Source organism: Coraliomargarita algicola, from assembly GCF_033878955.1.
Lineage (GTDB): Bacteria > Verrucomicrobiota > Verrucomicrobiia > Opitutales > Coraliomargaritaceae > Thalassobacterium > Thalassobacterium algicola.
In genome coordinates this window covers 1,227,859-1,252,067 of sequence record NZ_CP138858.1, presented here as the reverse complement: position 1 = coordinate 1,252,067, position 24,209 = coordinate 1,227,859, and the positions used below count along the sequence as shown (strand labels likewise).

The 24,209-nt window shown below is 48.8% G+C and carries 13 protein-coding genes and 1 pseudogene; 12 read left to right on the top strand and 2 right to left on the bottom strand.

The genetic code is table 11. The features are described from left to right. Window positions 1-101 precede the first annotated feature (101 nt). From SH580_RS04820 to SH580_RS04810, 3 genes and pseudogenes are all read left to right on the top strand, one after another. The gene (locus SH580_RS04820; protein WP_319833879.1) at window positions 102-1,625 is read left to right on the top strand and encodes a sulfatase family protein; all 1,524 of its coding nucleotides are present in this window, start codon (window positions 102-104) and stop codon (window positions 1,623-1,625) included. Between the two features lie 4 nt (window positions 1,626-1,629). Then, window positions 1,630-3,939: a right-handed parallel beta-helix repeat-containing protein gene (locus SH580_RS04815; RefSeq protein WP_319833878.1), complete on the top strand. Its 2,310-nt coding sequence runs from the start codon at window positions 1,630-1,632 to the stop codon at window positions 3,937-3,939. 15 nt (window positions 3,940-3,954) lie between these two features. After that, window positions 3,955-5,043: pseudogene (locus SH580_RS04810) on the top strand (putative Ig domain-containing protein); the annotation flags it as partial. A gap of 216 nt (window positions 5,044-5,259) precedes the next feature. Here SH580_RS04810 and SH580_RS04805 read toward each other — a convergent pair. Then, window positions 5,260-6,624, bottom strand: coding sequence for a sulfatase-like hydrolase/transferase (locus SH580_RS04805; RefSeq protein WP_319835037.1), 1,365 nt, complete (start codon window positions 6,622-6,624; stop codon window positions 5,260-5,262). Between the two features lie 561 nt (window positions 6,625-7,185). Between SH580_RS04805 and SH580_RS04800 the strand changes: the two genes are divergently transcribed. The 4 genes from SH580_RS04800 (at window position 7,186) to SH580_RS04785 (ending at window position 11,631) form a co-directional block, all read left to right on the top strand. Then, entirely contained in the window at window positions 7,186-8,745 is a 1,560-nt protein-coding gene (locus SH580_RS04800) for a hypothetical protein (RefSeq protein WP_319833877.1), read from the top strand. 28 nt (window positions 8,746-8,773) lie between these two features. After that, a complete protein-coding gene (locus SH580_RS04795) occupies window positions 8,774-9,259 on the top strand; it encodes a hypothetical protein (protein WP_319833876.1) in 486 nt (161 codons plus the stop codon). A gap of 61 nt (window positions 9,260-9,320) precedes the next feature. Beyond that, window positions 9,321-10,685, top strand: a complete 1,365-nt coding sequence (locus SH580_RS04790; protein ID WP_319833875.1) for a sulfatase family protein — start codon at window positions 9,321-9,323, stop codon at window positions 10,683-10,685. Window positions 10,686-10,836: 151 nt separating this feature from the next. Then, window positions 10,837-11,631, top strand: coding sequence for a hypothetical protein (locus tag SH580_RS04785; RefSeq protein ID WP_319833874.1), 795 nt, complete (start codon window positions 10,837-10,839; stop codon window positions 11,629-11,631). Window positions 11,632-11,704: 73 nt separating this feature from the next. Here the strand turns inward: SH580_RS04785 and SH580_RS04780 are convergent, their stop codons facing one another. Continuing rightward, a complete protein-coding gene (locus SH580_RS04780) occupies window positions 11,705-12,832 on the bottom strand; it encodes a LacI family DNA-binding transcriptional regulator (protein ID WP_319833873.1) in 1,128 nt (375 codons plus the stop codon). 299 nt (window positions 12,833-13,131) lie between these two features. Here SH580_RS04780 and SH580_RS04775 point away from each other — a divergent pair, with 299 nt between their 5' ends. The 5 genes from SH580_RS04775 to SH580_RS04755 all read left to right on the top strand — a co-directional run bounded on the left by SH580_RS04775 (window position 13,132) and on the right by SH580_RS04755 (window position 24,209). After that, a complete protein-coding gene (locus SH580_RS04775) occupies window positions 13,132-13,920 on the top strand; it encodes a hypothetical protein (RefSeq protein WP_319833872.1) in 789 nt (262 codons plus the stop codon). A gap of 6 nt (window positions 13,921-13,926) precedes the next feature. Next, entirely contained in the window at window positions 13,927-17,070 is a 3,144-nt protein-coding gene (locus tag SH580_RS04770; protein ID WP_319833871.1) for a hypothetical protein, read from the top strand. Between the two features lie 272 nt (window positions 17,071-17,342). Beyond that, entirely contained in the window at window positions 17,343-18,746 is a 1,404-nt protein-coding gene (locus tag SH580_RS04765; protein ID WP_319833870.1) for an MFS transporter, read from the top strand. An 88-nt stretch (window positions 18,747-18,834) separates the two neighbouring features. Then, window positions 18,835-21,111, top strand: a complete 2,277-nt coding sequence (locus SH580_RS04760) for a glycoside hydrolase family 31 protein (protein ID WP_319833869.1) — start codon at window positions 18,835-18,837, stop codon at window positions 21,109-21,111. 257 nt (window positions 21,112-21,368) lie between these two features. Further along, window positions 21,369-24,209 carry a GH116 family glycosyl-hydrolase gene (locus SH580_RS04755; RefSeq protein WP_319833868.1) on the top strand — a complete coding sequence of 947 codons (2,841 nt, stop codon included), beginning with the start codon at window positions 21,369-21,371 and terminating at the stop codon, window positions 24,207-24,209.

Genomic DNA, 24,209 nt, shown 5'->3' with positions numbered 1-24,209 from the left:
GACTATGCCCCCGATTTTTAACCCTTTTATCATACCTTTCGTTCATCAGGACCTGCTGCCCCGGATGCTTAAAGAACGACTACTTTGAATTCGTATAAGAAATGATGAAGCTCACGCGATTTCCATTTTTACTGGTTCTGCTGATTGTTGGCACGGCCACTGCCAAACAGCCCAATGTCGTCCTGATTTTTGCCGATGACCTCGGCTATGGTGACCTGAGTTGTTATGGTGCGACCAAGATCCAGACCCCTCATATCGATCAACTGGCAGAGGAGGGCAGGAAGTTCAGCGATGCGCATTCGTCTTCGGCGGTCTGCACGCCTTCGCGCTATGGCTTGCTGACGGGGCAGTATCCCTTCCGTGCGAATGACGGCAAGGGGATCTGGAAGCCCACGGGCTTGGAGACGCCGCTGCTGATTGATACCGATATGCTGACCATCGCGGATGTGTTCAAACGTCAGGGCTATGACACGGCTGCCTTCGGTAAATGGCACCTCGGCTTCAAGGAGGGGGAGAACGATTGGCAGGAGCCGCTGCGGCCGGGGCCGCAGGATCTCGGCTTTGATTATTATTTCGGCATGCCAGTGGTGAATAGTGCGCCGCCCTATGCCTATGTGGAAAATGACCATTTCTATGGCAGCGATCCGGAGGATCCGCTGATCAATGTCGGTCGCCAAGGGCCGGGGGCGCACCCTCTGTCGAAACTGCCCAAAGCAGCGGGGCATCGCACACCGAATTTTTATAAAGGACAGACCAAAGCCTACGAGTTGTTTGATGATTACGAAGTCGGCACCAAGCTGGCCGAGAAAGCCACCGACTGGATCGAGACCCGGGACGAAAAACCATTTTTCGTCTACTTCGCCGCCACGCAGGTGCATCACCCCTTCACGCCAGCCGAGCGTTTTCAAGGCACCAGCCAAGCGGGCCTGTATGGCGATTTCGCCCATGAGCTCGACTGGATCGTGGGGGAACTGCGTCAAAGCCTCGAAGCTATCGGGGAGGCGGACAATACATTAATCATTTTTACCAGCGACAACGGTGGTATGTTCAACACCGGTGGCAAGGCTGCCGCTAAGTTGGGACATCAGATCAATGGCGATTTGCTTGGTTCCAAGTTCGGCGTCTGGGAGGGCGGGCATCGCGTGCCTTTTATCGCCTGGTGGCCGGGCAAAATCGCGGCGGGCAGCGAGTCGGATCAATTGCTGAGCAATGTCGATCTGTTGGCCACCTTTGCGGCGATTGCTGGCCGTGAGCTCAGTGCTGAAGAGCAACAGGACAGCATCAATCTATTACCGGCGCTAGTCGGTGAACCAGAGCAGCCGCTGCGCACGGAAATGGTCGTCACACCGAACCAGCCCAGCCACATGGCGCTGCGCAAGGGCAAGTGGATGTATATTCCCGCGCGCGGCGATGGGGGCTTCGCGACCAACATCGCTGCAACTCGACTGGCCGGCACGCCCAATAGCGACATTAAGAATGGAAAGCTCAAGAAGAGCGCGCCACGGGCTCAGCTCTACGATCTGGAAGCGGACGTCAATCAGACCACCAATGTTTACAGCCAGTATCCCGAAGTGGTGCAACAGTTGGCTGCCGAATTGAAGGCCTATCAATCCCATCAGAAATAGCAGGGTGAAAAGATTATACAGCGTTTGTAGCATCGGTCTGTGGCTGTCACTTTCAGCCACCGCGCAGGTTTATGTTTCTGATTCAGCAGGTGACGATACGAGCGGTAGCGGAGCAATCGACCAGCCGTTTAAAACAATCGCGAAGGCCATGGAGCACTGTGCTCCCGGTGAGACGGTTTACATTCGCGAAGGTGTGTATCGAGAGGTGATTGTCCCCTTGGTCGACCATCTGACCATTCAGGCCTATGCAGGTGAGGAGGTCGTGATTTCAGGCTGTGATGTCTTGCAGGGGGCCTGGTCGGATGCCGTGCACGATGCGAATATCAAGACCACTACGACCAGTGGCCGCGTGCTGCAGGTATTCATCGGTGAGGATCGCATGCACCTGGCGCGCTTCCCGAACGAGGATGGAAACATGCTCAACAAGGGCGATATGGCGGGCACATTTACCTTAGGCGGCGTCGATGAGGGCACGGGCATTGCACAGGTAAGATTTGATACAAGCGCCAACCTTCCGGACGATGGTGCGGATACATGGGTGGGCGGTTATTATACAGGACTGAATGGCACGAATGTGTTCACTGCGGCAGTTGGCAAAATCACCGCATCCTCCGGTCGGACGCTTACCTGCAATGACCTCAGCTACTATTGGCGCTATAATCCTGAAGCCGTGACGCAGGTCGGGGATGGCAAGGGATACATCATTAACCACCTGCGCGCTTTGGATGTACCCTCTGAGTGGTATAGCGCGGATGACGGCACCTTCTACTTGTATCCACCCGCGGGGGTGGATCTTGCTAGCACCGCGGTGGATGTGCGCACGCGAATTTGGGGGGCGGACTTAAGTCAGCGCAGCGGTATCACCCTCGAAGGGCTGCACTTTTTTGCTTCCTCAGTGATCATGGATGCTTCGCAAAATTGCGTCCTGCGCGAGTGCCACGTCGAGTATCCGGCACCGTGGTCGGATTACTACCACAAGGGGATCGACGACCTATATTGGGGGCAGGATTATGGAGCCAAGGAAGATGGCTCGACTGGAGTGTATGTGTCGGGCAGCAACAATCTGGTGGAGAACTGCTGGATTGAAAAGAGCTGGGGCAGCGGCATTCGTCTTCGTGGTACGGACAATACGATCCAAGGCTCACTGGTGGAGGATTGTGACTGGATGATGCGCCGCCAGCAACCGATTCAGGCATTTGGCACGCGTGCGAAAGTTTTGCACAACACCGTGCGACGCTGTGCGCAGTCGGGGATTGACGGGGGCAATCGCACGCTTGGCGGCTACATTTCCAGCCAGTTAACGGTGCGGCACAATATCATCGAGAAGGCTGCTCTTTTACTGCATGATACGGGTGCCTTTTACGTGAATCATCAGGGGCGGAGTTCTAACGGCACAGAGTTCGCCTATAATGTGGTCAAAGACAACACCACCAATATGCCTTATGGCTTCTATGGGGATAATGGAACCGACGATATGTTTGTTCACCACAACCTCATGGTGGTTCCAGATGCGTGGATGGGCATTCGTTTTAATGGATCGCGGAATATCGTTTTTAATAACACCGTATTGTATCCCGACAATGCGATCGTCCACCAACGCAGTGGGCTGGAGGGGCAGCGAGTCCATAATAATCTGGGCAACAAAAAGATTATAAACGACGGCGAGTTCGGCGTGGTGTCGCACAATACCACCAATGTGCCGAATTCGCAGTTTATGGATCAGGCAAAGGGCGATTACCGGATCAAGCCCAGCTATACGACCGCAGTGGATGGAGGCATCGAATTGTCTCCCTATACGGACGGCTTTGCGGGGACTGCGCCGGATCGCGGTTGTTATGAAAGCGGGCAACCGATTTGGAATGCAGGCTCCTGGGTAAATGCTGAGATCACGGCTGCAGTGGGGGAGTTGCTCTCAGAAAAGCCGACCGATCCGATAGAGATCAACGCCGCCGCGGGTGAAGTCTTTGCCGACTTCTCCGTCGTTGGTGGAGGCATGGGAGTGATTCCAGTTCGCTTGAATCGCGTGCCGGGTGATGTGTCACTTGCTATTTATAGATATTTCCAAGGTGAGGTCACGCCATTGGGGGGCATTGAAGGCTCAGATATGGGAGCATATGATTATGCTTATACAAGTACTGACAATGGAGATGGCACTCGGGACTACCTATTTGAGATTCAGCGTTCGACGACTCTTTTGAGTGATGAATGGCGCATTGTTATTGAGTATCACGTGAACGATGCACCCGTTTTAGAGTCGAGTTCTTTGGGCGAACTGGTCGCGGTTGAAGACCACGTTTTTGCCGGAAGCGTTTAGGCGACGGATCCGGACTTCGGCGATACTTTGACCTTTTCAAAACGATCCGGGCCAGAGTGGCTGACGGTAGCTGCCGATGGAACACTTAGCGGCCATCCGGGCTCCGATGATCTGGGCGCACATGCGTTCTCAGTATTCGTTGAAGATGCGATGGGTGCGTCCGATTCCGCAACTTATCAGATACAGGTATGGTCGGCGGCATCTTTACTCTACGAAGATTACTTTGCCGACGGAGCGCTCTCCACAAATCCGGATACAGGTGGGGGCATGGGGAATTCGGGTACGGATTCCGGCGATTACTGGCGAGAGAATAGCGGCGGGCTTGTGTATGGCAGTGACGGCAGTGGCGGCAACCGTGCGAGTGCATACAGTCTGAACAGTTTTGATTTGTCCGAAGGTTTCAGGTTGGAAGTCACATACAATCTCACAAGCCTAGCTGTCAGTGCGAACAATCAGTTTTCATTTGGATTGATTGCCAATTACACGCCCAGCCAAAACAACGCGCTTCTATCTGAAGGCTCAAATACCTACGGGATTGGTATGAACCTGGCGTCCGGGACGTCGTCTGCGCCAACCGGACTCTTGATCTATGATGCTCTTGGCGACAGTCCATCGGCGCTCAATTTGGAAAGCAATTTCGCGACAGAGCCTGGAGAGCACACATGGGTGATGACGATGAAGCCCAACGAAAGCGGAGGTGCCCGCTGGACGTATTCTTATGATGGCGGTCCAGTTGTGTCGGGCTCGATTGCTTCGATAGATTTGCAAAGCTTCGCCTATCAGTTTGTGGTCCATGCGCGCGATAGTTCAGTCGGAAAATCAATCCAGCAGGTTCGCTTATTGCAGCTGCCGGATCATACGACGGCTTCGAGTTTTGCAATGTGGGCATCCGGGTATGGTTTGATGGGGGAGCCTGCGATGCCAGAGGCCGATTCGCTCGATAATGACGGCTTGTCAAATGCGCTCGAAGCATGGTTCGGCACGAGTCCTACTGAGTTTAACCAAGGCTTGGAGATTCTAGTCGATTCGTCCAATCTAAGTTTAGTGCATCCAAAGAATGAATACCGTCCGAGTGATTTTTTGGGCACATCAGTGGTCGCCTAATCTGCTTGATTGGTATCTCTGTGATGGCCTCGATGGTCCACTCGGCGGCCCCGTTGTTTCGAAAGTGGTGACGTCGACTGAGCAGGAAACTCGAGTGAGTATTAGCTCCAGTGAACCACTTGACCGGACTTTTTTCCGTGTCGTCGTGAATCAGGGTGAATGAGTTCGTGATAGAGTGACTTGCCTAGCGAACTGTTTGAGTTGCACAGCTTAGTCCTACATGCTTCTGGTTTTTGCATCTGCTTGAGTGAGGTAGTTGTCGAGTAACTGCTCGAGTTGAGCTGCTTTTTCAGGATGAGCTACAGCCAAATTCTGCTCCTCCCCGATATCTGTCGAAAGATCATAGAGTTCTATAATATCTTCAGTTCCATTCTTATCCCAGAATTTGATCAACTTATCGTCTCCTTGGATTAGGCAACTTTGCATTACGTATCTTTTGCTATTCTTTACGGTTGTATTTCGAGGGGTGCCACGTTTGGCGTGGACGACAATGAAGGGATTTGGGCGATCTACTCGCTCAGACATTTGTTTTGCTAATGGTGCAAAAGAACCACCATCAATGTTGGGGCCCAAGTCCCCTTGAAAGCCAGCCAAGTCGGCGATAGTTGGTAGGATGTCGACGATTGAAACGGGCACATTGCTCACGGCTCCTGCTTCGATGCCAGGACCCGTGATACAAAAAGGCACACGGATACCACCTTCGTAAACCTCGTGCTTGGCCTGGGCAAGGGGAGCATTTCTGCTCAGGCCTGCCGGACTGAATAATGCATTTTGTCCGTTGATTGGTATTGATTTACGTCCACCGTTATCGCTAAGGAAAATGATATAGGTGTTATCTTCAATGCCTAGGCGTTCTATTTCGTCTAGAACGATTCCAATACCCCGGTCCATATCTTCGATCATGGAGCGAAACTCAGGTATAGTATGTTTAGCACCGAGTTTTGAATTCTTGATCGCATCGTTAACGGATTGGCGATATTCGATTTTCAAATGAACCGCATACTCGGAGATCTGTAAGTAGAAGGGATTGCCTTCGGCAACCTGCTGTTGCATGAATTTGCAACCGCGGCGGCTGAGGTCGAAAATCATTTTCGGATCATCTACAATGCCTGGGATGCCTATGGGGGTTTTTAATGTAGAAGGCGCGTGTCCTTCATCATTTGTGGTGTAGCCGTCGCTGAGATCATAGCCCATTAACTCTGGCTCTGGTTTGTCGGCGTGAAGGTGCCATTTACCTAAGTGGGCTGTTTTGTAATTAGGATCGATTGATTTTAGCAGCTTTGGGATGCTCATCTGTTTTAGATAATCGACTGTCCATTTTTTTTGCGGCGCATTGTTATACCAATGGCGGGCACTTGTTTGCCCACTTTGGAGTGCACGTCGTGATGGTACGCAATAGGTTGAAGTGTAGCCGCGTGAAAAACGCATGCCATTATTTAGTAGGCGATCCATATGGGGTGTCTGATAGTAATCACTTTTCGAATCGGAATTCGATGGGTCCATTAGAGTCGATGTGCCGACCCAACTTTGATCATCTGTCAAGATTACGAGAAAGTTGGGCGCAGTCGATTTTGCCTGCATGGATAGGCAGCAGATAAAGCAGATCAGTATGACAAACAATTTTTTATTCTTTAGCATAAGGTTCAGTTCCTATGGGATTATATATAAACGGTAAGTGCATGATTCTATATTCCTGGCCTTTTTCGGAACGTGCAGGAGTGGACAATAAGGTAACAATCATACTTTGTTTCAAAAGCAGTAAGAGGCTGCACTCATACAAAAGCTCATATCTTTATAAAAACAAGTCAGCATGCTTGAGATATGATTTTACGTATAACCAGAGACTTGGTATCAGGGGATCAGTAACTAGATTAAGATCACTCGTCGAATTGGCAAAGCTTGCTTACTGTGCGTGCGGATGGATGATTGTTGAAGAGGGAGGGGGACTGCGCTGAGGGATGTGTTGATTTATACGTAAAGTTCCTTTCTAACTAAAGCCCCTTGTTTTGATCATAGGGCTGCGTAGTGTAGTGGACTCAGTATCAATGCTAGTCAGGGGAAGTTCCATGATTAGCAGTCATTGCGGCCCTTTTATTTTGAGATCTGCAGTAGATTTACCCCTTAACTTTAGTAGGATATAATTTGAGAAAGAATCTGATATTACTGTTTTTGTTTGCTCTGTTTTCTTTCCCCGCATTTGCGGGGCATTGGGCTTTACGACATGTTAGCTCTGGTGAGTACCTTTATTCAAAAGAAGGTCAGCTGGCTCTGGCAGCTGAGTTCTGCCTGACCGATCCTTCTTTCTCATGGTTACTTGAGCCGCAAGCAGACGGAAGCTTACGTATTCAGAGTGGAGATTGTGCAAAGTATCTCGCTTCGACAGGGAACGGCTCAATGTCGTCTGTTGCAGAAGATTGGACTGTGACTTCAACTGCAGATCAATTGTATCGGACATTGAAGGGAAAAGAGGGCACGCTTAAAGCGTATGGGACTGACTTGTGGCGAATTGAGCCTGTCGCTGCTCCTGTTGATTTGAAGGGCCGTGGTGCTAAAATTACTTGGACGGAGTATCAGGCGGAGCACGGTGACTTTCAGGGCGTGTTGATTGGGCCATCGACTGAGTTACAGGATCCTGCGAGCGAAGCAGTCGGGCGTATGGGTGTTAAATTGGAGCAAACCGGGGACAGGGTGAGTTGGATTGCGGAGGCGGACGCCGACGGGTTGGAACTGCGCTACAGCATTCCAGATGCGCCTAAAGGGGGGGGCATGGATGCGACACTTAGCCTTTATATAAACGATGAAAAAAGTGAGTGTCTTGCGCTGACTTCAAGGCATGCCTGGATCTATGGCGAGGGGCATTCAGCCTCACGTTTCTGGACGGATGATCCGAATAATGGAACGCCACGAAAGCATTTCGATACCCAGCGCTTCAGATTGAAGCAGCCAATCCTAGCGGGTGACATCGTCGAGCTACGTCGTGAAAATACGGATGATGCTGCCTTCTATATGATTGATATGATTGAATTGGAAAAAATTCCAGCGATTGGTGAGCGGCCAGAGGGTTTTCTTTCGATCACTGATTTTGGTGCTGTTGCTAATGACGGCAAGGATGACAGTGAAGCTCTGTCTCAAAGTTTGAGTCAAGCCGCAGATATGGGAGCTGCTGGAGTTTGGGTGCCTGCTGGGATCTTTGATTTCTTTCCGAAAGAACCCATTCCGGAAGATGTTCCAGGGAATCCGGATCAGACTTTATATCAGCGCTTCCCGCTCTCAGATATTCATCTTAAGGGGGCTGGTGCGTGGCATAGCGAACTGCGCGGCAATGGCATCGCGTTTCAATGTGGTACGCGCTGGCAGGTGTCGGATCTGGCCATTGACTGGCAGGGGGAATCACGTCGCTCGGCCATGTTGTTTTTCGGCCGCACGGGACAAGATTCAGGTTTTTCAAATCTCTATATCACACGGTGTGGTTTGGTGCTTAGTATTTATGATCCTGACAGCCGTAATTTCACCGTTCGCAACAGTCGTATTCGCAGCACATTTGCTGGAGGAATCAATCTGCGTGGCGGGCATCGCAATGCCTTGATTGAGAATGTGCATACCCGTGGAACAGGTGATGATGCGCTTATATTCTGGTCTACAAAAAGTGAAAAAAGTGAGCGGCCTACCCGTGACAGTGTGATTCGAAATTGTACCTGTTGAAGTACCGTGGAATGGGAATTGTTACCTGATGGCAGGCGGCGAAAACAATTTGCTGAAAGATTGTGTCGGTGTAGATGCAATCCGTCATTCCGGTGTCAGAATTACCACTCAGATTTACATCGCACATACGATGCCGTTTAGCGGAGTTAACCGTCTGGACGGGGTCAGCCTCCTGCGTTGTGGGTCGGACAAACACGGTGCATATAATGGAGCGATTCAGGTGGAGGCGCATGGCCATCCAGTTGAATCGATTGAAATTGCGGATTGTAATATCTTCGCTTCGCCGTATGCGGCGATACAGATTTATAATAAGATCGATGAAAGGGGACAGGGCGGTCTGGAAATGAGTTGCGTGATCACTGATTGCACGGTGACGGGGGCTGCCTTGTCAGGCTTGCATATTGGACCCGATACGCCCGGACATGTGGAAGTCAACAACACTCAGTTTAGTAGCTGTATGCTCGGGGATGTACAAAATGACTCAGATAGCGCAAAGTTGATCATCAACCCCTGAGGCACTTGCGACAGACGGAACATTTACAATCAATAACCTATAAAACGTAACGAAATATAATATGAAAAATAAATTCAACATTGTTTACATTCACTCACATGATACCGGTCGGCATATTCAACCATACGGTTATGCAGTGGATACGCCGCGCTTACAGCAATTGGCAGAGGAGGGGATTATGTTCCGTAAGGCGTTTGATGCGGCTCCTGTGTGTTCTGCCAGTCGTGCGGCGCTACTGACTGGTATGTGTCCGCATTCTAATGGTATGATGGGCTTGGCTCACTTCGGTTGGCGCTTGAATGATTACAAGCAGCATATTATTCACACCCTTCACAAGGCTGGCTATGTATCTGCCTTGAGTGGTATCCAGCATATTGCCGCTCGACCCGCATCCTCAGTTGAAGAGATCGGCTACTCCGAAGTTTTAGCAACCGACTCTAAAAAGGCAGACGATATTACCAATGCAGCTTTGGAGTACCTGGGCCGCGAACATGAGCAGCCATTCTTTCTTTCCGTTGGTTACTTCGACACGCATCGGCCATTTCCAACTGAGATCGATGAGCGCGACGATCCTAAGTATACCTTGGTGCCGCCCACACTGATTGATTCTCCGGAAAATCGTGAAGATATGGCTGCTTACAAAACCTCAGCTCGCACGTGGGATACCAGTGTCGGCCGCGTGCTAGACGCTCTGGAGGCCAATGGGCAGGCCGAGAACACGCTGGTGATCTGTACCACTGACCATGGGCTGGCGATGCCAAAAATGAAGTGTAAGTTGACTGACCATGGGACTGGCGTGCTATTGATTATGCGCGGTCCTGGCGGTTTCGAAGGTGGTCGTGTGATCGACGGTATGATCTCGCACATTGACCTCTTCCCTACGATCTGTGAACTGCTTGAGATCGAAAAGCCGGATTGGTTGCAGGGCACTTCGATTATGCCGTTGATTCAGGGCGAGGCAGTGGAAGTGAACGAAGAACTTTTTGCGGAAGTCACCTACCACGCCGCCTATGAGCCCAAACGGTCCGTACGGACGAAACGCTGGAAATATATACGTCGTTTCGATCAGGAATATACTAAGGAGGTGCGTCCGAACTGCGACGACGGCCCCGGCAAGTTCCTAATGCTCGATGGCGGGTGGGGAGAGTTGGAACCCGATGTCGAGCAGCTTTACGACTTATTGTTGGATCCGCAGGAATACAACAACCTCGCAGACAAAACGGCTTATGCGGAAGTGCTCGATCAGATGCGTGCTCGTCTGGATCGCTGGATGGAGCGGACGAATGACCCTTTGCTCAATGGCCCCGTCCCACCGTCCGAGCATTTCAAAACCTGGCCTATCACCAATGTGTCACCCAAGGGGCCGATGTTTGACAAAAATGGCAACGAGATCCTTCCAGATAATTTTTTGCAGAATGCGCGTTAAAAGCATTCGAGCTTTTCAATCCTTATCGTGCCTAATCTAATGTTGTTTTTACGTAAAAATTAGTTCTGCGAAGTTCTATTTGCAATAGGCGATAGCCTGCAGATAATTTGCAGTGTTGTATTTTTCCTACACCAATAACCCAATAAATTACATGAATACCCATCATTTCAAAAACTTAATTGTGGCCCATTTGCTCGCAGGTTTAGCGTTATCAGCGACCGCCCAAACGACGGTTGTTGACTTTACTTCTATTGATTCGTCTAGTGGCGAAGCCGCTGATTCGACAACCGCCTCTGGTTCCACCTGGAATTTTACCACGGATTATTTGATCGAAGATCCATCGCTGGTGCCTGGTGAAAGTAATAAAGCTGTATCGGGTGGTGTCCAGATGACATGGGCGGGTGCACTTAGTAATGACTTTCAAATACGAGTTGCCAGTGAGGAACTCAGAGTCCAGATCAGACATACAGGCGCTGCTACAGCTGAAGGCGCATTCATTTGGAACCAAGCGGACTTCTTGAATGGCTATGATACTGGGACCTTGTCAATGAGTGCAGGTGACTCCATGAGTTTGGATATTACTACAGTAACCACCGCAGGCGCTAGCAGTGAAATACGGTTTGTCGTCAACAATGGGGGAACCTATTATGTTTCAAATACATCAACGACCAATACTTCAGGCAGTTTTACCATCAGTGACCTGAGCACTGAAACTTGGGCTACGATGAGCACGGATGATACTTATAGCTTTGGTTCATTTTCTTCTGTGGCGATGACTGATATTCAAGGCGTTGGGTATTACTTCGATCTTTCGACGACAGCTGGAGAAGGAAACTTTAGGTTAGATGTTAATGATTTTAAGTATACTGTCGTTCCCGAGGCTTCAAGCTTTGGACTTCTCTTTGGCTTGTTATCATTTTGCTTCGTTTTGAAGCGACGCGTATAATTTAGCTAATTGTTTGACGACGAAAACCGCTGCATCTGTTTTGCAGCGGTTTTTTTTATTATGTTGGTTCGATTCAATCGTTCTTGCAGTCAAATTCCTTGAATAAGTCGGCTTCCAGAATAGACCGATTCGCCGCAGTCCTCTTTTTTCGAACCGATTTCGTCGTTTCACCTTTTACCCATCGGCCCGCTATTGAAATTTGTTTTGCGATTTCTGGGATGCCTTTAGATCCTTTTTTTATCGCGAGTACCAAGTTGTCGACGGCAGCGGCGCCAATAGCTTCCGGGAGCTGATCGATCCCACTGATAGGATCGTTCTCATAGGCGACATCAAGTAACGCGAGTCCAAGTTCTTCGGGCACTTTGATTTCGAGTTGTTTCAGTGCTTGGAGTGGATGGTGACTCGTTCCGATGATGGCATCTATTTTATGTTGCGTGATCCAAATAGATAAAGCAGTCGGATTAATCGAGTTATCAAAATTAAAACAGGGCAGTGTGCTTCTGTTATGTCCACGCAATGCGCGCCACTGTAAGTAGGCAGCCGACCAGCGTTGATAGGAGCGTAAATTTGATGTATTCGACAACACCAAGCCGATACGCCCGTATCCTAGTGCTTCCAGGTTTTCGAGGCACAGGCACATTCCTTCAAAATGATTGTGTCGAATGGTGTGGACGGGCATGTCGACCATGGTGGAACCTACTTGGACGATACAATACTTGCTCCAATCCAATTTGATTTCTATTTTTCCTGATTTGATCAGATCTAGCCCGAGCGGGGGGATGATGATGCCTTCGATACCACGGGCTAAAAGAATCTGGTTCAAACCTTCTCCGCGGTGCTTTCGACTGAGTGCCCAGTAGGGGGTGACGGTATAACCCATTTGAGATGCTTGCCTAAGTGCTCCTTTGTATGCCTTATAAATGAGGCGTGTTTCGCTTTTCCAGTCGTTCTCAGTATCAAAACTTGTGATGAATGCTAACTCTCCGAGCTTTACTTCAGATGTATAGGAAGTGGCTACTTTCGACATTAATTGAGACAGTTTTGCGTCGGGCACGTAGCCCAGTTCCTTTGCGACGTTTTGTATGTGGTCACGAGTGGCTTTCGACACATGTGGATCGTCACGAAGGGCCAAAGAAACCGTCATGCGGGAAACGTTCGTGCGTTCGGCTATATCTCTCAGTGTAATGCGTTTTTGTGACATCGTAGTGATGCAAGTATTAGGGGGGGCTGTTGTTTAAAGTCTTTAACAGAGCTTATTGAATTGCTGGAGCAATATAAAATATTACTGAAACACAATAGAGTATCTTTACCGAGTTGTTGCGAAAAACAAAAGCAAAATTATACGTAAAGTAACGCTGACAACTATCCTGCTTGCTCAAACTTTAGAGTGGCCGATACTAAAGAATCCCCTTTTTTAATGTCCAATATGGCATTTTCTCTTTTCAGCGTCTGAGACGATTGGTCATTAGCATTATGAGTGTTTGTTTTAAGTTTGCCCCCATGCACATCATTCTACGCATGTGTATAGTGATTCTGTCGCTGCGCACTTTGCATCTGTCTGCGCGGGGTCCGGATGAGGTCTTAAGTGCGGATGACATTCAGCCGGTTGAAAGTCAGATCAGCTTTTTTGGGCATAATGCGGACCCGAATTTTATTATATTTCAACAGGCGTCTTTAGTTGAAGTGGGTGTCAGTTTACAATCGCTTGCAAGCACTGGTAATCCTTTAAATATACGTTTGTACCCGAGTTCGCGCTCTAGGTATGTAAAATACAAAGGGCCAGCATTAATACCTGTTTTTGAGCAAACGGATGCCGGCTTGCAGCTTGTGGCTGCATTTCGTATTGAAGCAAATCATAGCAAGCGTGTTTTAGTTTTCTTGTCTCGCAATCCAAGCTATGATGAAGGGAGCAACCGAGAGCTTAAATATTACACTCACGTACTGAGTGATGCGAACAAGGATTTGCCAGCGGGGCATCTACGTTTTCTTAATTTTACACGTTTCGAATATGATGTTTGGATGTCTGGGAAGCGGGTTAAAGTGGCCCCAGGTTTGTCACAGCTTTATGGCGATTCGGAGACTTCAAGTATACAAGTGAAATTCTTTAGAAAGGTAGAACAGAGTTATGAAATACTGTTTAATCTAAATATTCGTATAGAGGATGATTCTCGCTACCTAATGCTTTTATTTCCCTCTTCAGAGCCGAATGATTTTAGAATTCAGCCTAAAATGCTGGTGGACGTGGTGAAAAAAGCTTCAGCGAGGCAAGAAGCATCGTCCCAGCAATAGCTATATATGAATCAGCACGTCAATAATCCGACATTTATGCCCGTTAAGAATTCATGCGATGGATTTGCTTTGATTCTTGCCTTGGCTTTGATGGCCTTTGTATTGTTGCTTTTACTAAGTGTTTCCACTTTGCTTCGTGTTGAATCTTCGGTGTCGCAGGCCTCTTTGCAGCGCATGCATACCGAGCAAAACGCATTGCTCGGACTATACCTGGCAATAGGAGATTTACAAAGGACAGTGGGTGGCGATCGGGTGATTACCGCTCGGGCTGATATAACTGGTGCTGAGAACAATCAATACTGGACGGGAGTTTGGGCTCCCGATGGCACGATTCAAGAGTGGCTGGTCTCTGGTGAAAACATGAGTCCCGATGTGGCGCTTAATAATGCCGTCACTCTGGTTGGTCCAGAATCTGTTTCTAATCCTTTGGAGGAGGTTGTAGTTAACAAAGTTACAATTGCATCTCTGGCTACTGAAGCTACTCAGAGTGCGTATGCTTATTATATTGCTGACGAAGGAATTAAAGAAAGTCTGGCTCTTTACGAGGTATTGTCGCCCGACATTAATTTGGGAAGTCATTATGTGGTCGCTGACCAAGCCCGCCGCACTCAACAATATCTGAATGCTCAAACGGGTGCAGATCGTATTTTTAATCAGGACTTTTTTGATTTAGGAGACGAAAGTTCGGCTTATTCCGTTTTTTCAAAATTCAGCTCAATCGAAGATTTTTCTAACATTTTTGAGCTAGATTCGGTTCAATTGAGTGAGCGTTTTCATGATGTTACGACACTTAATTTGCAGACATTGACTACGACTCATCCTGACAGCGATGGGCGCACGCTCCGAACGGATCTGACGCTGGATCAAAATCTGACTGTCCCTATAAGTGCTTATTTGAATGCCAATGAAGCGCTGAGTTCGAATGTCTTGTCAGCTCTCAGGCCACGGTCTCGTATTATACCACCCGTGGTGCGGGAGCCTAATTCGAAGACGCCGAACTTTATGTTCGCGCCGGTTTTGTCCGAGTTCATGTTGTTGTTTAATTTCAGGTTGAATAATAACAGTAGTACTGAGAGTGGACGTGTCGATCCAATGAGTCCGACTGGATTCGCGGACGATTTGCAGATGCGCGTTGCGTTTGCTTGTGAGCTCTGGAACCCGTATAATTTAGATATGGAGGTCGAAGAACCTGGAAGTTCTGGAGGATTTACTTTAAAAATTAGAAATCTGCCAGAGTTAAGCATCAAGTATTTAGATCCAGATACGGGTATCGAGTATTCTACTTATTCTGATGCGGTTGTTTCACTGCAGGATTTATTGGCTGCTCCCTCGGATGCAGATGGAGCATTCGTTGTTTCGCTCCCGTATAGTAATACGCTTGAAGCAGAGTCTAGTTGGCGTTCGGGGCAAATCGTGAATTGGGCGGGACTAGTCTGTGATAATGGGACAAACGGTGTCGTGTTGAACTCAAATACTGCGCTAAAGGAGACCTTTACGAGCACACTGCATCACAAAGATGAAATTCTTTCAGACGGTGCTCAATCGTTTTTAGATGGAAGTTTAATGCTGAGGCATCTTACTACTTATCAAATTCCCCGGAAGGAGACCTTTAGTGAGACTAGGCAAGGAGAGCTGCTAACAATGCAGGCCAGTTCAAGTTCGCCCATCGAAGTTGATTTATATTTTAAAGATTCCGATGGGCAGGAATTCTTTTTGGCGACTTATATTTCACCAGAATTCCAAGCTGTTAACGTCAGGGAGCACAATCCGTTTCAACTTAAGCCTAATTTCGGTTACCATTTTATCTTAAAGGAGCCGGGCAACGGCCATGCAGATTGGTTGCTTGGTTCAGATATTCGTTCTTCCGCCTTACCGGAAATATTTGAATTTGGTGTATTGGGCGATACGCCTTCTGATTACAACTATGCCACGATAACACTGACCCAGGATGGAAATCTACTTGAGCGTCGCGGAGGTCGAGTTTCAGAAGCCACAGCATCTGGCAATGAAACTTTCCTTTATGCGTTGAACCCTTCCAGCGATGGGCTGGAAGTTTTACCCGATATGGACATCAGTAACGATGTTCCTCTTTTTGAAGTTCCAGTGGACCCCCTCGTGTCGTTAGGTAGTTTTCAGCACCTTTATATTAAAGACTCACCTCCATTTTCCATCGGAAATAGTTGGGTGCCTGATACGAGCATCGGCGTTGATGGGAGTGCTAGTCTGGACAGCTACAATGCCTGGTTTGATCGCCATTATTTGTCCGGTTTAAGTTCGAGTGATTTGGATACTGAAGTGACTTTAGGCAGTGAGACACGTTTCCCAAATCCCTATCTACGCTTAACCGGTTCTGCATTGGACGGTCGATCCTTGCGGGAGTTATATGACGCTGCTCCGGATGATTTCGCCCAGCACTTTATGCTTCAAGGTGGCTTTAACATTAATTCAACATCTGTTGAAGCATGGAAAGCGATACTCAGTCGTAATAAGGTTCAAAACTGGTCTTATTATAACAGGAACCGCAATGATGAAGCAATCGAGCCAGCAACAATCGATTTAAGAAACACATTTGCTCGTTTTGGTCAGAATGCACAGCGAAGTTATGAAGTTGTGGATTCCGACCTTCCTATTCGGGAAAATTCTAAAGTGTATCAACGTGGAATTCGTAGTTTAAGTGATGAGCAGGTTGATGCTCTTGCAAATGAAATTGTTGCCTTAATCCGGCAGAGGGCGAAGCCCTACCTTTCACTTGAAAGCTTTCTCACCGACAAAATTGAGCCAGGGACGAAGAGTTTGATCGAGCAGGCGATTGCCAATACAGTCGTTTCTGGAGAGGCTTTGAATGAATCGTGGTCAGAGACTGGAGTGGAAATTAGCCCGATAGATGTGAATGCTAGTGCATATCTTACGCAGGCTGATATTATGACTAGTTTAGCACCTTATGTTAATGTTCGGTCGGACACATTCAAAGTTCGCTCTTATGGAGAAACAACGATCGGTGGCGAGCGTTTGAGCGTTCAATGTGAAGCGACTCTTGTACGACTTCCAGAGACACTCAATGTTGAGGATGCTGTCGCGAATCCATCTTCATTAGGCTTTGGTCGCCGCTTTAAGGTCGTCGATTTTCGTTGGATTGCTTCTAGTCATTAGGCGGAGTGCTGCCGGTTTCCAATAGTCGTTATCATCGGCTATGTTGATTATTTTACGTAAACTAACATTCGCTGATGCCTAGCTTGAGCTCCTATTTTTCGCAGTTAGTTTAGTCGAATGTGGGGTATTTATTTAAATGTAATGAAAAAGAATATACGCCCCAAACAGGTGAATAAACTGAAGTAGAATAAAAAAAATATCCCTCGATTATCCCTAAGCACTTCCTTCGCATTCAATCTGTTTGAACGCCGAGGAGTCGAAACTCCTTATCCATGAGCAAAAATCAGAATTTAACCAAAGATGTTGATAAAGTAAGTCTGGCGGCAAAAGCAGCATTTGGTGGTGGCATTGTATGCGTGGCGATGGGCGCCAATGGTCTACAGATTATTGGTAAGCCGGTGCTTAACATCATCTATGGGATGGACCCCGCTGTCATTGGGCTGATTTTGGCCGTAATGCGGATATGGGACGGCTTGTTGGATCCGATTATGGGCCGGGTTTCGGATAATAGTCGATTGAACTATGGTCGGCGAAAACCTTATATCATCATAGGTTCTGTTCTAACTGGCTTAGTTTTTCCACTTATCTGGTGGATGGATCCAAATTGGAGCGATTTTCAGAAGTCTGGTTACTTTTTTGGCGCGTGTTTGCTTTTCTATGCCTGTTTCACTGTAGTCTCGGTGCCTTATAATACATTATCTGTAGAATTGACACCCGATTACTCTGAACGTTCGCGTGTTCGAGCAGCCTGCTCGGTTGCCAACGTGTTTATTTTTATAGTTTATGGATGGACCTTTTCGCTGACTCAAATGGGTTGGTTTGAGTCGCCAGAGGCATCTATGCGAGTGCTTGCTGTGGTGATTGCCTTGTTCATGATTATTTTCGGAGTATTTTCCGGAGTCGTGCCGCAAGAACGCTATCGTAAATTAGCGGTGAAGCAGGAGAAAGTCTCAATTTTCAAATCTTTCAAAGAATTTTTGTGCGACCGAAACTTCCTCCTGATGAAAGGCATCGGTCTGGGGATCGTTTTCGGCAATAACATTGTTGGTTTTCTCGCTCAGTACGTTGAAATTTTCTATGTTTTCGAAGGCAACCTCGTGAAGGGGGCGATGTTTTCGGCGCTCAACATGACTTTGCTGAAGTTGATGGAGCTTTTAACCATATTTCTGCTCGTTCGCTATTTTATGAATTACGATAAGCGTAAGGTCATTATGGTTTTGCTCGGCATCACTATCGTCGGTGTCTTGGCCAAGTGGTTTCTATACAATCCCAATTATCCTTATCTGATCTTTGTTAGTGGATTCTACATGGGGCCAATCACAGCTGGGTTCTGGATGCTATATAGCTCTTTGCAATCAGATTATCCGGATTACGATGAATATAAGAATGGGCTTCGCCGTGAGGGAACCTATAGCGCTTTGGGCGGTTGGTTAGTTAAAGTCACTGTCGCTATTGCAATGGTATGCTCGGGTGTCATTCTTAATATTACCGGGTTTGATCAAGAACTGCGCGGCGACCAGCCAGAGAACACCTTCCTGTTGATGCGAATACTGATGATTCTGCTGCCGTTTCTTTTCTATTCTTTGAGTTTCTATTGCCTAGTGAAATTCGCATTGACCAAAGAAAAGATGCAGGAAATCCGCGATACTCTCGAAGAGCGTAGAAATGCCGTCTGATTTATAACCGCGTGATCTAAGCGCTGGATTTATAGAATAGGATATAACACGGCAATTTAATTGCCGCTAATCTTTAATACTCAGAGATATGAAACAAACTAATTACTATCCAGGTGATATGCTGGATCTGGATACTCCAGAATCCAAGAACAACGTCGTATATGTCGGTGGGCACTTAAACGAGGCCAAACAGTGCGAGGGCAAAGTGCAGTTGAACTTTGCCTTTGAATCATTGGTTGAGATGCCAAAATTTTCAGAATACCAGCCTGCTGCCAAGACTGCCCAGAAGGCGGAGCATTTGTTTGAGGTTAAAGCCTACAGCGATCAGATCATTCGTATGAGGTGTGCCTTTGATGGCAGTTTGATGAGCGACTCCGGGCCGATCTTATCGATCGATCCGGAGTTGACACCTGTGCCTCTGAATGTGGAGAAGCAAGCGAATGGATGGAAAGTTCTGGGAGCGAAGGAACGTTGTTATGTTGAGGTCGATCATACACCCGCGGTGGTCGAAGCTTGGCGTGATGATAAGAATTTTGTGTTTCCAGATCAACCCCAGCTATCTGTATATCCTAATCCCGATACAAAAGTGCAGTTTGTCAATATGGATGCATTTAATTCCTCGGTGATCGAGTCGCTTGGCATGGGATACATCGAAGGAGGCGGTCAAGCAAAGCGATCCTTCTTCTCAGTTTATTGTGATCAGTTGGAAAAATTTGTCGGCACGGGGGAGCGCTTTTGCAATCTGGATTTGCGAGGGCAAGTCATTCAAGTTGAGAATACAGATGGTATTGGCACTAATTCTCGCCGCACCTATAAGAATGTTCCGATGTATATATCTAGTCGGGGCTATGCGATTTTCATCCATACTTCATACAATACCCGCCTCTCGATGGCTGCTGTGTCCTCCAACTCTGTTAGTGCAATGATTGAGGAGCCTGTGATCGATTTATTTGTCGTCGGTGGCAGTTCGATTGCTGAAATTTTAAAGAACTATTGCCGTCTGACGGGGTTTGTGCCGGAGCTACCGCTGTGGTCCTATGGCATGTGGATGGCTCGGGTTACTTACTACTCAGCTGAAGAAGTGCGTGAAGTCGCTCGTAAATTGAGGGAACGTAAACATCCAGCTGATGTGCTGCATGTTGATACCGCGTGGTTTGAAGAGGATTGGATCTGTGACTGGAAATTTGGCTCGCGTTTTCCAGACCCTAGAAAATTCATAGAAGAACTGGGGGAACAGAATTATAAACTAACGCTTTGGCAAACGCCCTATATCCGACGCACGAGCAGTCGGGCGGCAGAAGCTGTTGAGCTGGGATACTTAGGTGAAAGTAAGGCTGATGGGGATTTTACTGGCAGTGATTGGGGCACTGGTATGAACGCTGGGCACATTGATTTTTCCAATCCGGCTGCAGTCAAATGGTATCAGGATATGTTGTCTGATTTGTTTGATATGGGAGTGGCGGCTATCAAGACGGACTTCGGTGAAGATATTACTTTGGCCGACTATCAGATGGATTATGATCGGCTTCATAATATTTACGGAATGCTTTACCAGCAGGCAGCAGCGGATGTGACCAAAGAGAAAACCGGTACAGGGTTGATTTGGGCACGTGCTGGCTGGGCTGGGTCGCAACGCAATCCCGTACACTGGGGGGGGGATACACAATGCAGCTGGAATGGTATGCTTTCAACACTGAAAGGAGCGCTCAACGTGGGGCTCAGCGGATTTGCTTATTGGAGTTGCGACCTTCCAGGATTTTATGGTTATCCAGTTGCTTTCAAATCCAAGCCTTCTGACCTGATGTATCTACGCTGGACGCAGTTTGGTGTCTTTGAGTCTCATATGCGTTACCATGGTCAATGGCCACGAGAGCCATGGCACTACCCAACGGTAGAAGATGATGTCCGCAGTTGGTTGAATCTACGCTATATGCTTATTCCATATATTCTTGAGCAATCGAAAGTCGCCAGCGAAACTGGCCTGCCTTTGATGCGCAGCTTAATTCTGCACCATGAAGAGGACCCCATGTGCTGGCATATAAACGATCAATATTACTTTGGTGACGACCTATTGATCGCTCCAATTGCTAATGACGAAGGTATTCGCGACGTTTATTTGCCGAAGGGTGAATGGGTTGATTTTTGGACAGGTGAAACACTCACGGGCGAGATTTGGTTAAAACAAATTCGGATGCCAGTTTCCCGTATCCCAGTATATGTTAAAAAATCCGCGAAAATCGCGGTCTATCCTGAGATCGTGCAATCCACTGCGGAAATGGATTTAAAGAAAGTTAAACATCTTTGTTTTGATGAGACTTACTCAGGATTCGTCGAGAGTCTTTTAGCCATCAGTGGGATAGAATAATGATTTAGTATACTTGATAACTGACGTTCTATTCTTGTTTGAATCTAGAGAAAATGACTATCTTACGATAGGATTGAGTTTGATCACCACGTGAATCCATTGGAGTGTGTATATTTGAATTGAGTGCGCCCAGACAGGTGCTGTGTAGATTCCGACCCGAATGGAGAATGGACTAAGCAAGCTGTATCGTAGGTTTTGGTGAAGCGTATCATGTTTCTACGTGGTATGCTAGAGGCTCTATCATGTTATAATAAAGCATGGTAAAGGATAAACCTATCGCCACGAACAAGGATTCAGTCCTCCGGGCTGATGTGTCGCGACGTCGCTTCCTCAAGGCGGGTGCGCTCTCCGCTGCGGGGCTGTCTTTTTCCGGTTTTCCTGTCATGGCAGGCCCCTTTTCGAAATCGGATCTATCCAAGCATCTGATACCATTCGATAAGAAGTTATCCGCGCAGTGGTTGGCCTCCTTGACTCAGCGCGGCGTGGCTGAGGTCTTCAAAGGGGGCGAGCTCAAGTATGTCGGTATGCCGATTGGTGGCATGGGCTGTGGTCAGCTTTACCTCGGTGGTGACGGCAAGCTGTGGCTCTGGGATATTTTCAAGAGTAACTACTACCGCGTGCCGAATCCGGGCAATAAGATTCTAGCCTTTCCCATGGGCGGGCACTATGCCGAGCCGGTCGCACAGGGTGACCCTTATAGTGTGCAAAATGGCGTCGAGCTGACGCAGGGATTTTTGATCCGCACCCAGGCGGGCACGAAGACGCTGGATCGTCAGGGCTTTCCGGATGTGCAATTTCGTGGCGAGTATCCGGTCGGCAAGGTCAGCTATGCGGATGCGGACTGCCCGGTCACAGTGCAGCTCGAAGCTTTCAGCCCTTTCATTCCGCTCAATGCGAAGGACTCAGCCATTCCAGCGACGGTGATGCGCTACACGGTGACGAATCCCTCCGATCAATCTGTCGAGGTAGATCTAGGTGGATGGCTGCAGAATACGGTTTGCCCCTACCTGCCGAAAGACGCGCAGGGGGAGCGTCGTAACACCTATGTGCAGTCGCAGAATCGCGCCAGCATCCTGAGCAGCATCGAAGGTGCCGGGCTAGAGGCGAAGCACGGCTACGGCTCGATGAGCTTGTCGTTGTTGCAGAATCCGCAGGAAGCTGGCCTGAGCGTTAAAGCAGTCACTTCGCTCGACGGCAGCGTAGAGCCTGCGGCATTTGTCGATCAGGCATCCGGAATGCAGGCGGGTGCGTCAGCCAGCAAAGCGCTCAATGATCCTCTGGCAGGTGGACTGTTTGCCCATTTTGAACTCGCGCCTGGCGAGTCCAGGACGGTTGATTTTGCCATCACTTGGTTCTTCCCCAACTATGCCGAGATGGATGCCGAACCGTTGAAGGGGAGCCGTCAGGATTCGCGTCATATCTTCCGTGGCAGAAAGCGCTTATATAGCAATTATTTCGACTCGGCTGAAGCGGTTGCTGAATATTTGGCTAGCGATAATAAACGCATCCTCGAAAGCACGCTTGCCTGGAATCAAACTTGGTATGACAGCACGCTGCCATACTGGCTGCTCGACCGCAGCTTTATCGGACTCGACTGTATCGCCACGCAGACCTTTCATTATTTTGAAAATGGCCGTCCTTACGGCTGGGAGGGCGTCGAGTGCTGTCCAGGCACCTGCACGCACGTCTGGTATTATTCGCAGGCCTTGGGACGCATCTTTCCTGAGGTGGAGCGCGCCTTCCGTGAAAAGGTCGATTTTGACAACGAGATCGGCATGGACGCGGATAGCGGCATGATCAAGGACCGTGGCGAGTATCATCAGAAGGGCGGCAAAGAAGCGCTCGATGGGCAGGCGGGCAGTATCATGCGCGTCTATCGGGAGCATCAGATGTCGGCGGACGATGCCTTCCTGCGTCGCATGTGGCCGAACGTGAAGCAAGCCACTGAGTTCCTCATCAGTAAAGACGCGGATGACAACGGCCTGTGGGAAGGTGCACAGCCACACACGCTCGATGCCGCCTGGTATGGACCGATGGGTTGGTTGAGTAGTCTCTACCTCGGTGCCTTGGCGGCGGCGGAGGCGATGGCACTCGAAGTGGGGGATGCTGACTTCGCCAAACGTTGCCGCACACTGCTGGACCGCGGCTATAAGAACATTGTGGCGGAAGTTTTCGACGGTGAATATTTTATCCACAAGCCGACAGGGAAGAAAGCACTCAATAGTAACAAGGGCTGTCATATCGATCAAGTGATCGGGCAGGCTTGGGCGCATCAAGTAGGGCTGGGGCGCATCATTCCAAAGCAAGAAACCGTCTCCGCGCTGAACAGCATTTGGAAATACAACTTCGCGCCGGACGCCGGGCAGTATGCGCTCGACCACCGCGAAATCGAAGCCGCTTTCCGTTGGTATGCCATGCCCGGCGAAGCGGGCTTGCTCATGACGACTTGGCCCAAGGGCGGCGCCAAGGAAGCGATCCCCGGTAATAAACTGCGTTCCAAAGAAAACCCCGACCGCTTCACCAGCGTGGGCGGCTACTTCAATGAGTGTATGAACGGCTTCGAATATCAGGTCGCCGCGCACATGCTTTACGAAGGCGAGCCGGATTCCGAGCTGGTCGAAAAAGGACTCGCCATCATCAAAGCCGTGCACGAGCGCTACGGCGCGGCCAAGCGGAATCCATACAACGAAATCGAATGCGGCGACCACTACGCGCGCTCGATGGCCAGCTATGGTGTCTTCCTTGCGGCCTGCGGTTTCGAGTATCACGGGCCCCAGGGCTACTTGGCCTTTGCCCCACGCATTCAGCCTAAGGATTTCAAAGCGCCCTTCACCACAGCCGAAGGCTGGGGGACGTTCTCGCAAAAGCTCGTGCAGGATCAGCAGTTGGAAATACTGGAACTGCGTCATGGTCAATTGCGCTTAAACACATTGGCCTTCGCGCCGATCGCAGGTTCAATAGCCAGCGGAGCTAAGGTCGAGCTCGACGGCAAGTCGATCGCTGCGGAGTTCCAACAAGAGGCTGAACGCTATATGCTTAACTTTGAAAATGGGCTGAGCCTGAAGGCGGGGCAGAAATTAAAGATTCAATTCGTATAA

Excerpts from the sequence above, each read along its gene's own strand:
- SH580_RS04820 (WP_319833879.1), top strand. The coding sequence starts at position 102 with ATGATGAAGCTCACGCGATTTCCATTTTTACTGGTTCTGCTGATTGTT.
- SH580_RS04805 (WP_319835037.1), bottom strand. The coding sequence starts at position 6,624 with ATGCAGGCAAAATCGACTGCGCCCAACTTTCTCGTAATCTTGACAGAT.
- SH580_RS04795 (WP_319833876.1), top strand. The coding sequence starts at position 8,774 with ATGGCAGGCGGCGAAAACAATTTGCTGAAAGATTGTGTCGGTGTAGAT.
- SH580_RS04790 (WP_319833875.1), top strand. The coding sequence starts at position 9,321 with ATGAAAAATAAATTCAACATTGTTTACATTCACTCACATGATACCGGT.
- SH580_RS04785 (WP_319833874.1), top strand. The coding sequence starts at position 10,837 with ATGAATACCCATCATTTCAAAAACTTAATTGTGGCCCATTTGCTCGCA.
- SH580_RS04780 (WP_319833873.1), bottom strand. The coding sequence starts at position 12,832 with ATGTCACAAAAACGCATTACACTGAGAGATATAGCCGAACGCACGAAC.
- SH580_RS04775 (WP_319833872.1), top strand. The coding sequence starts at position 13,132 with ATGCACATCATTCTACGCATGTGTATAGTGATTCTGTCGCTGCGCACT.
- SH580_RS04770 (WP_319833871.1), top strand. The coding sequence starts at position 13,927 with ATGAATCAGCACGTCAATAATCCGACATTTATGCCCGTTAAGAATTCA.
- SH580_RS04765 (WP_319833870.1), top strand. The coding sequence starts at position 17,343 with ATGAGCAAAAATCAGAATTTAACCAAAGATGTTGATAAAGTAAGTCTG.
- SH580_RS04760 (WP_319833869.1), top strand. The coding sequence starts at position 18,835 with ATGAAACAAACTAATTACTATCCAGGTGATATGCTGGATCTGGATACT.
- SH580_RS04755 (WP_319833868.1), top strand. The coding sequence starts at position 21,369 with ATGGTAAAGGATAAACCTATCGCCACGAACAAGGATTCAGTCCTCCGG.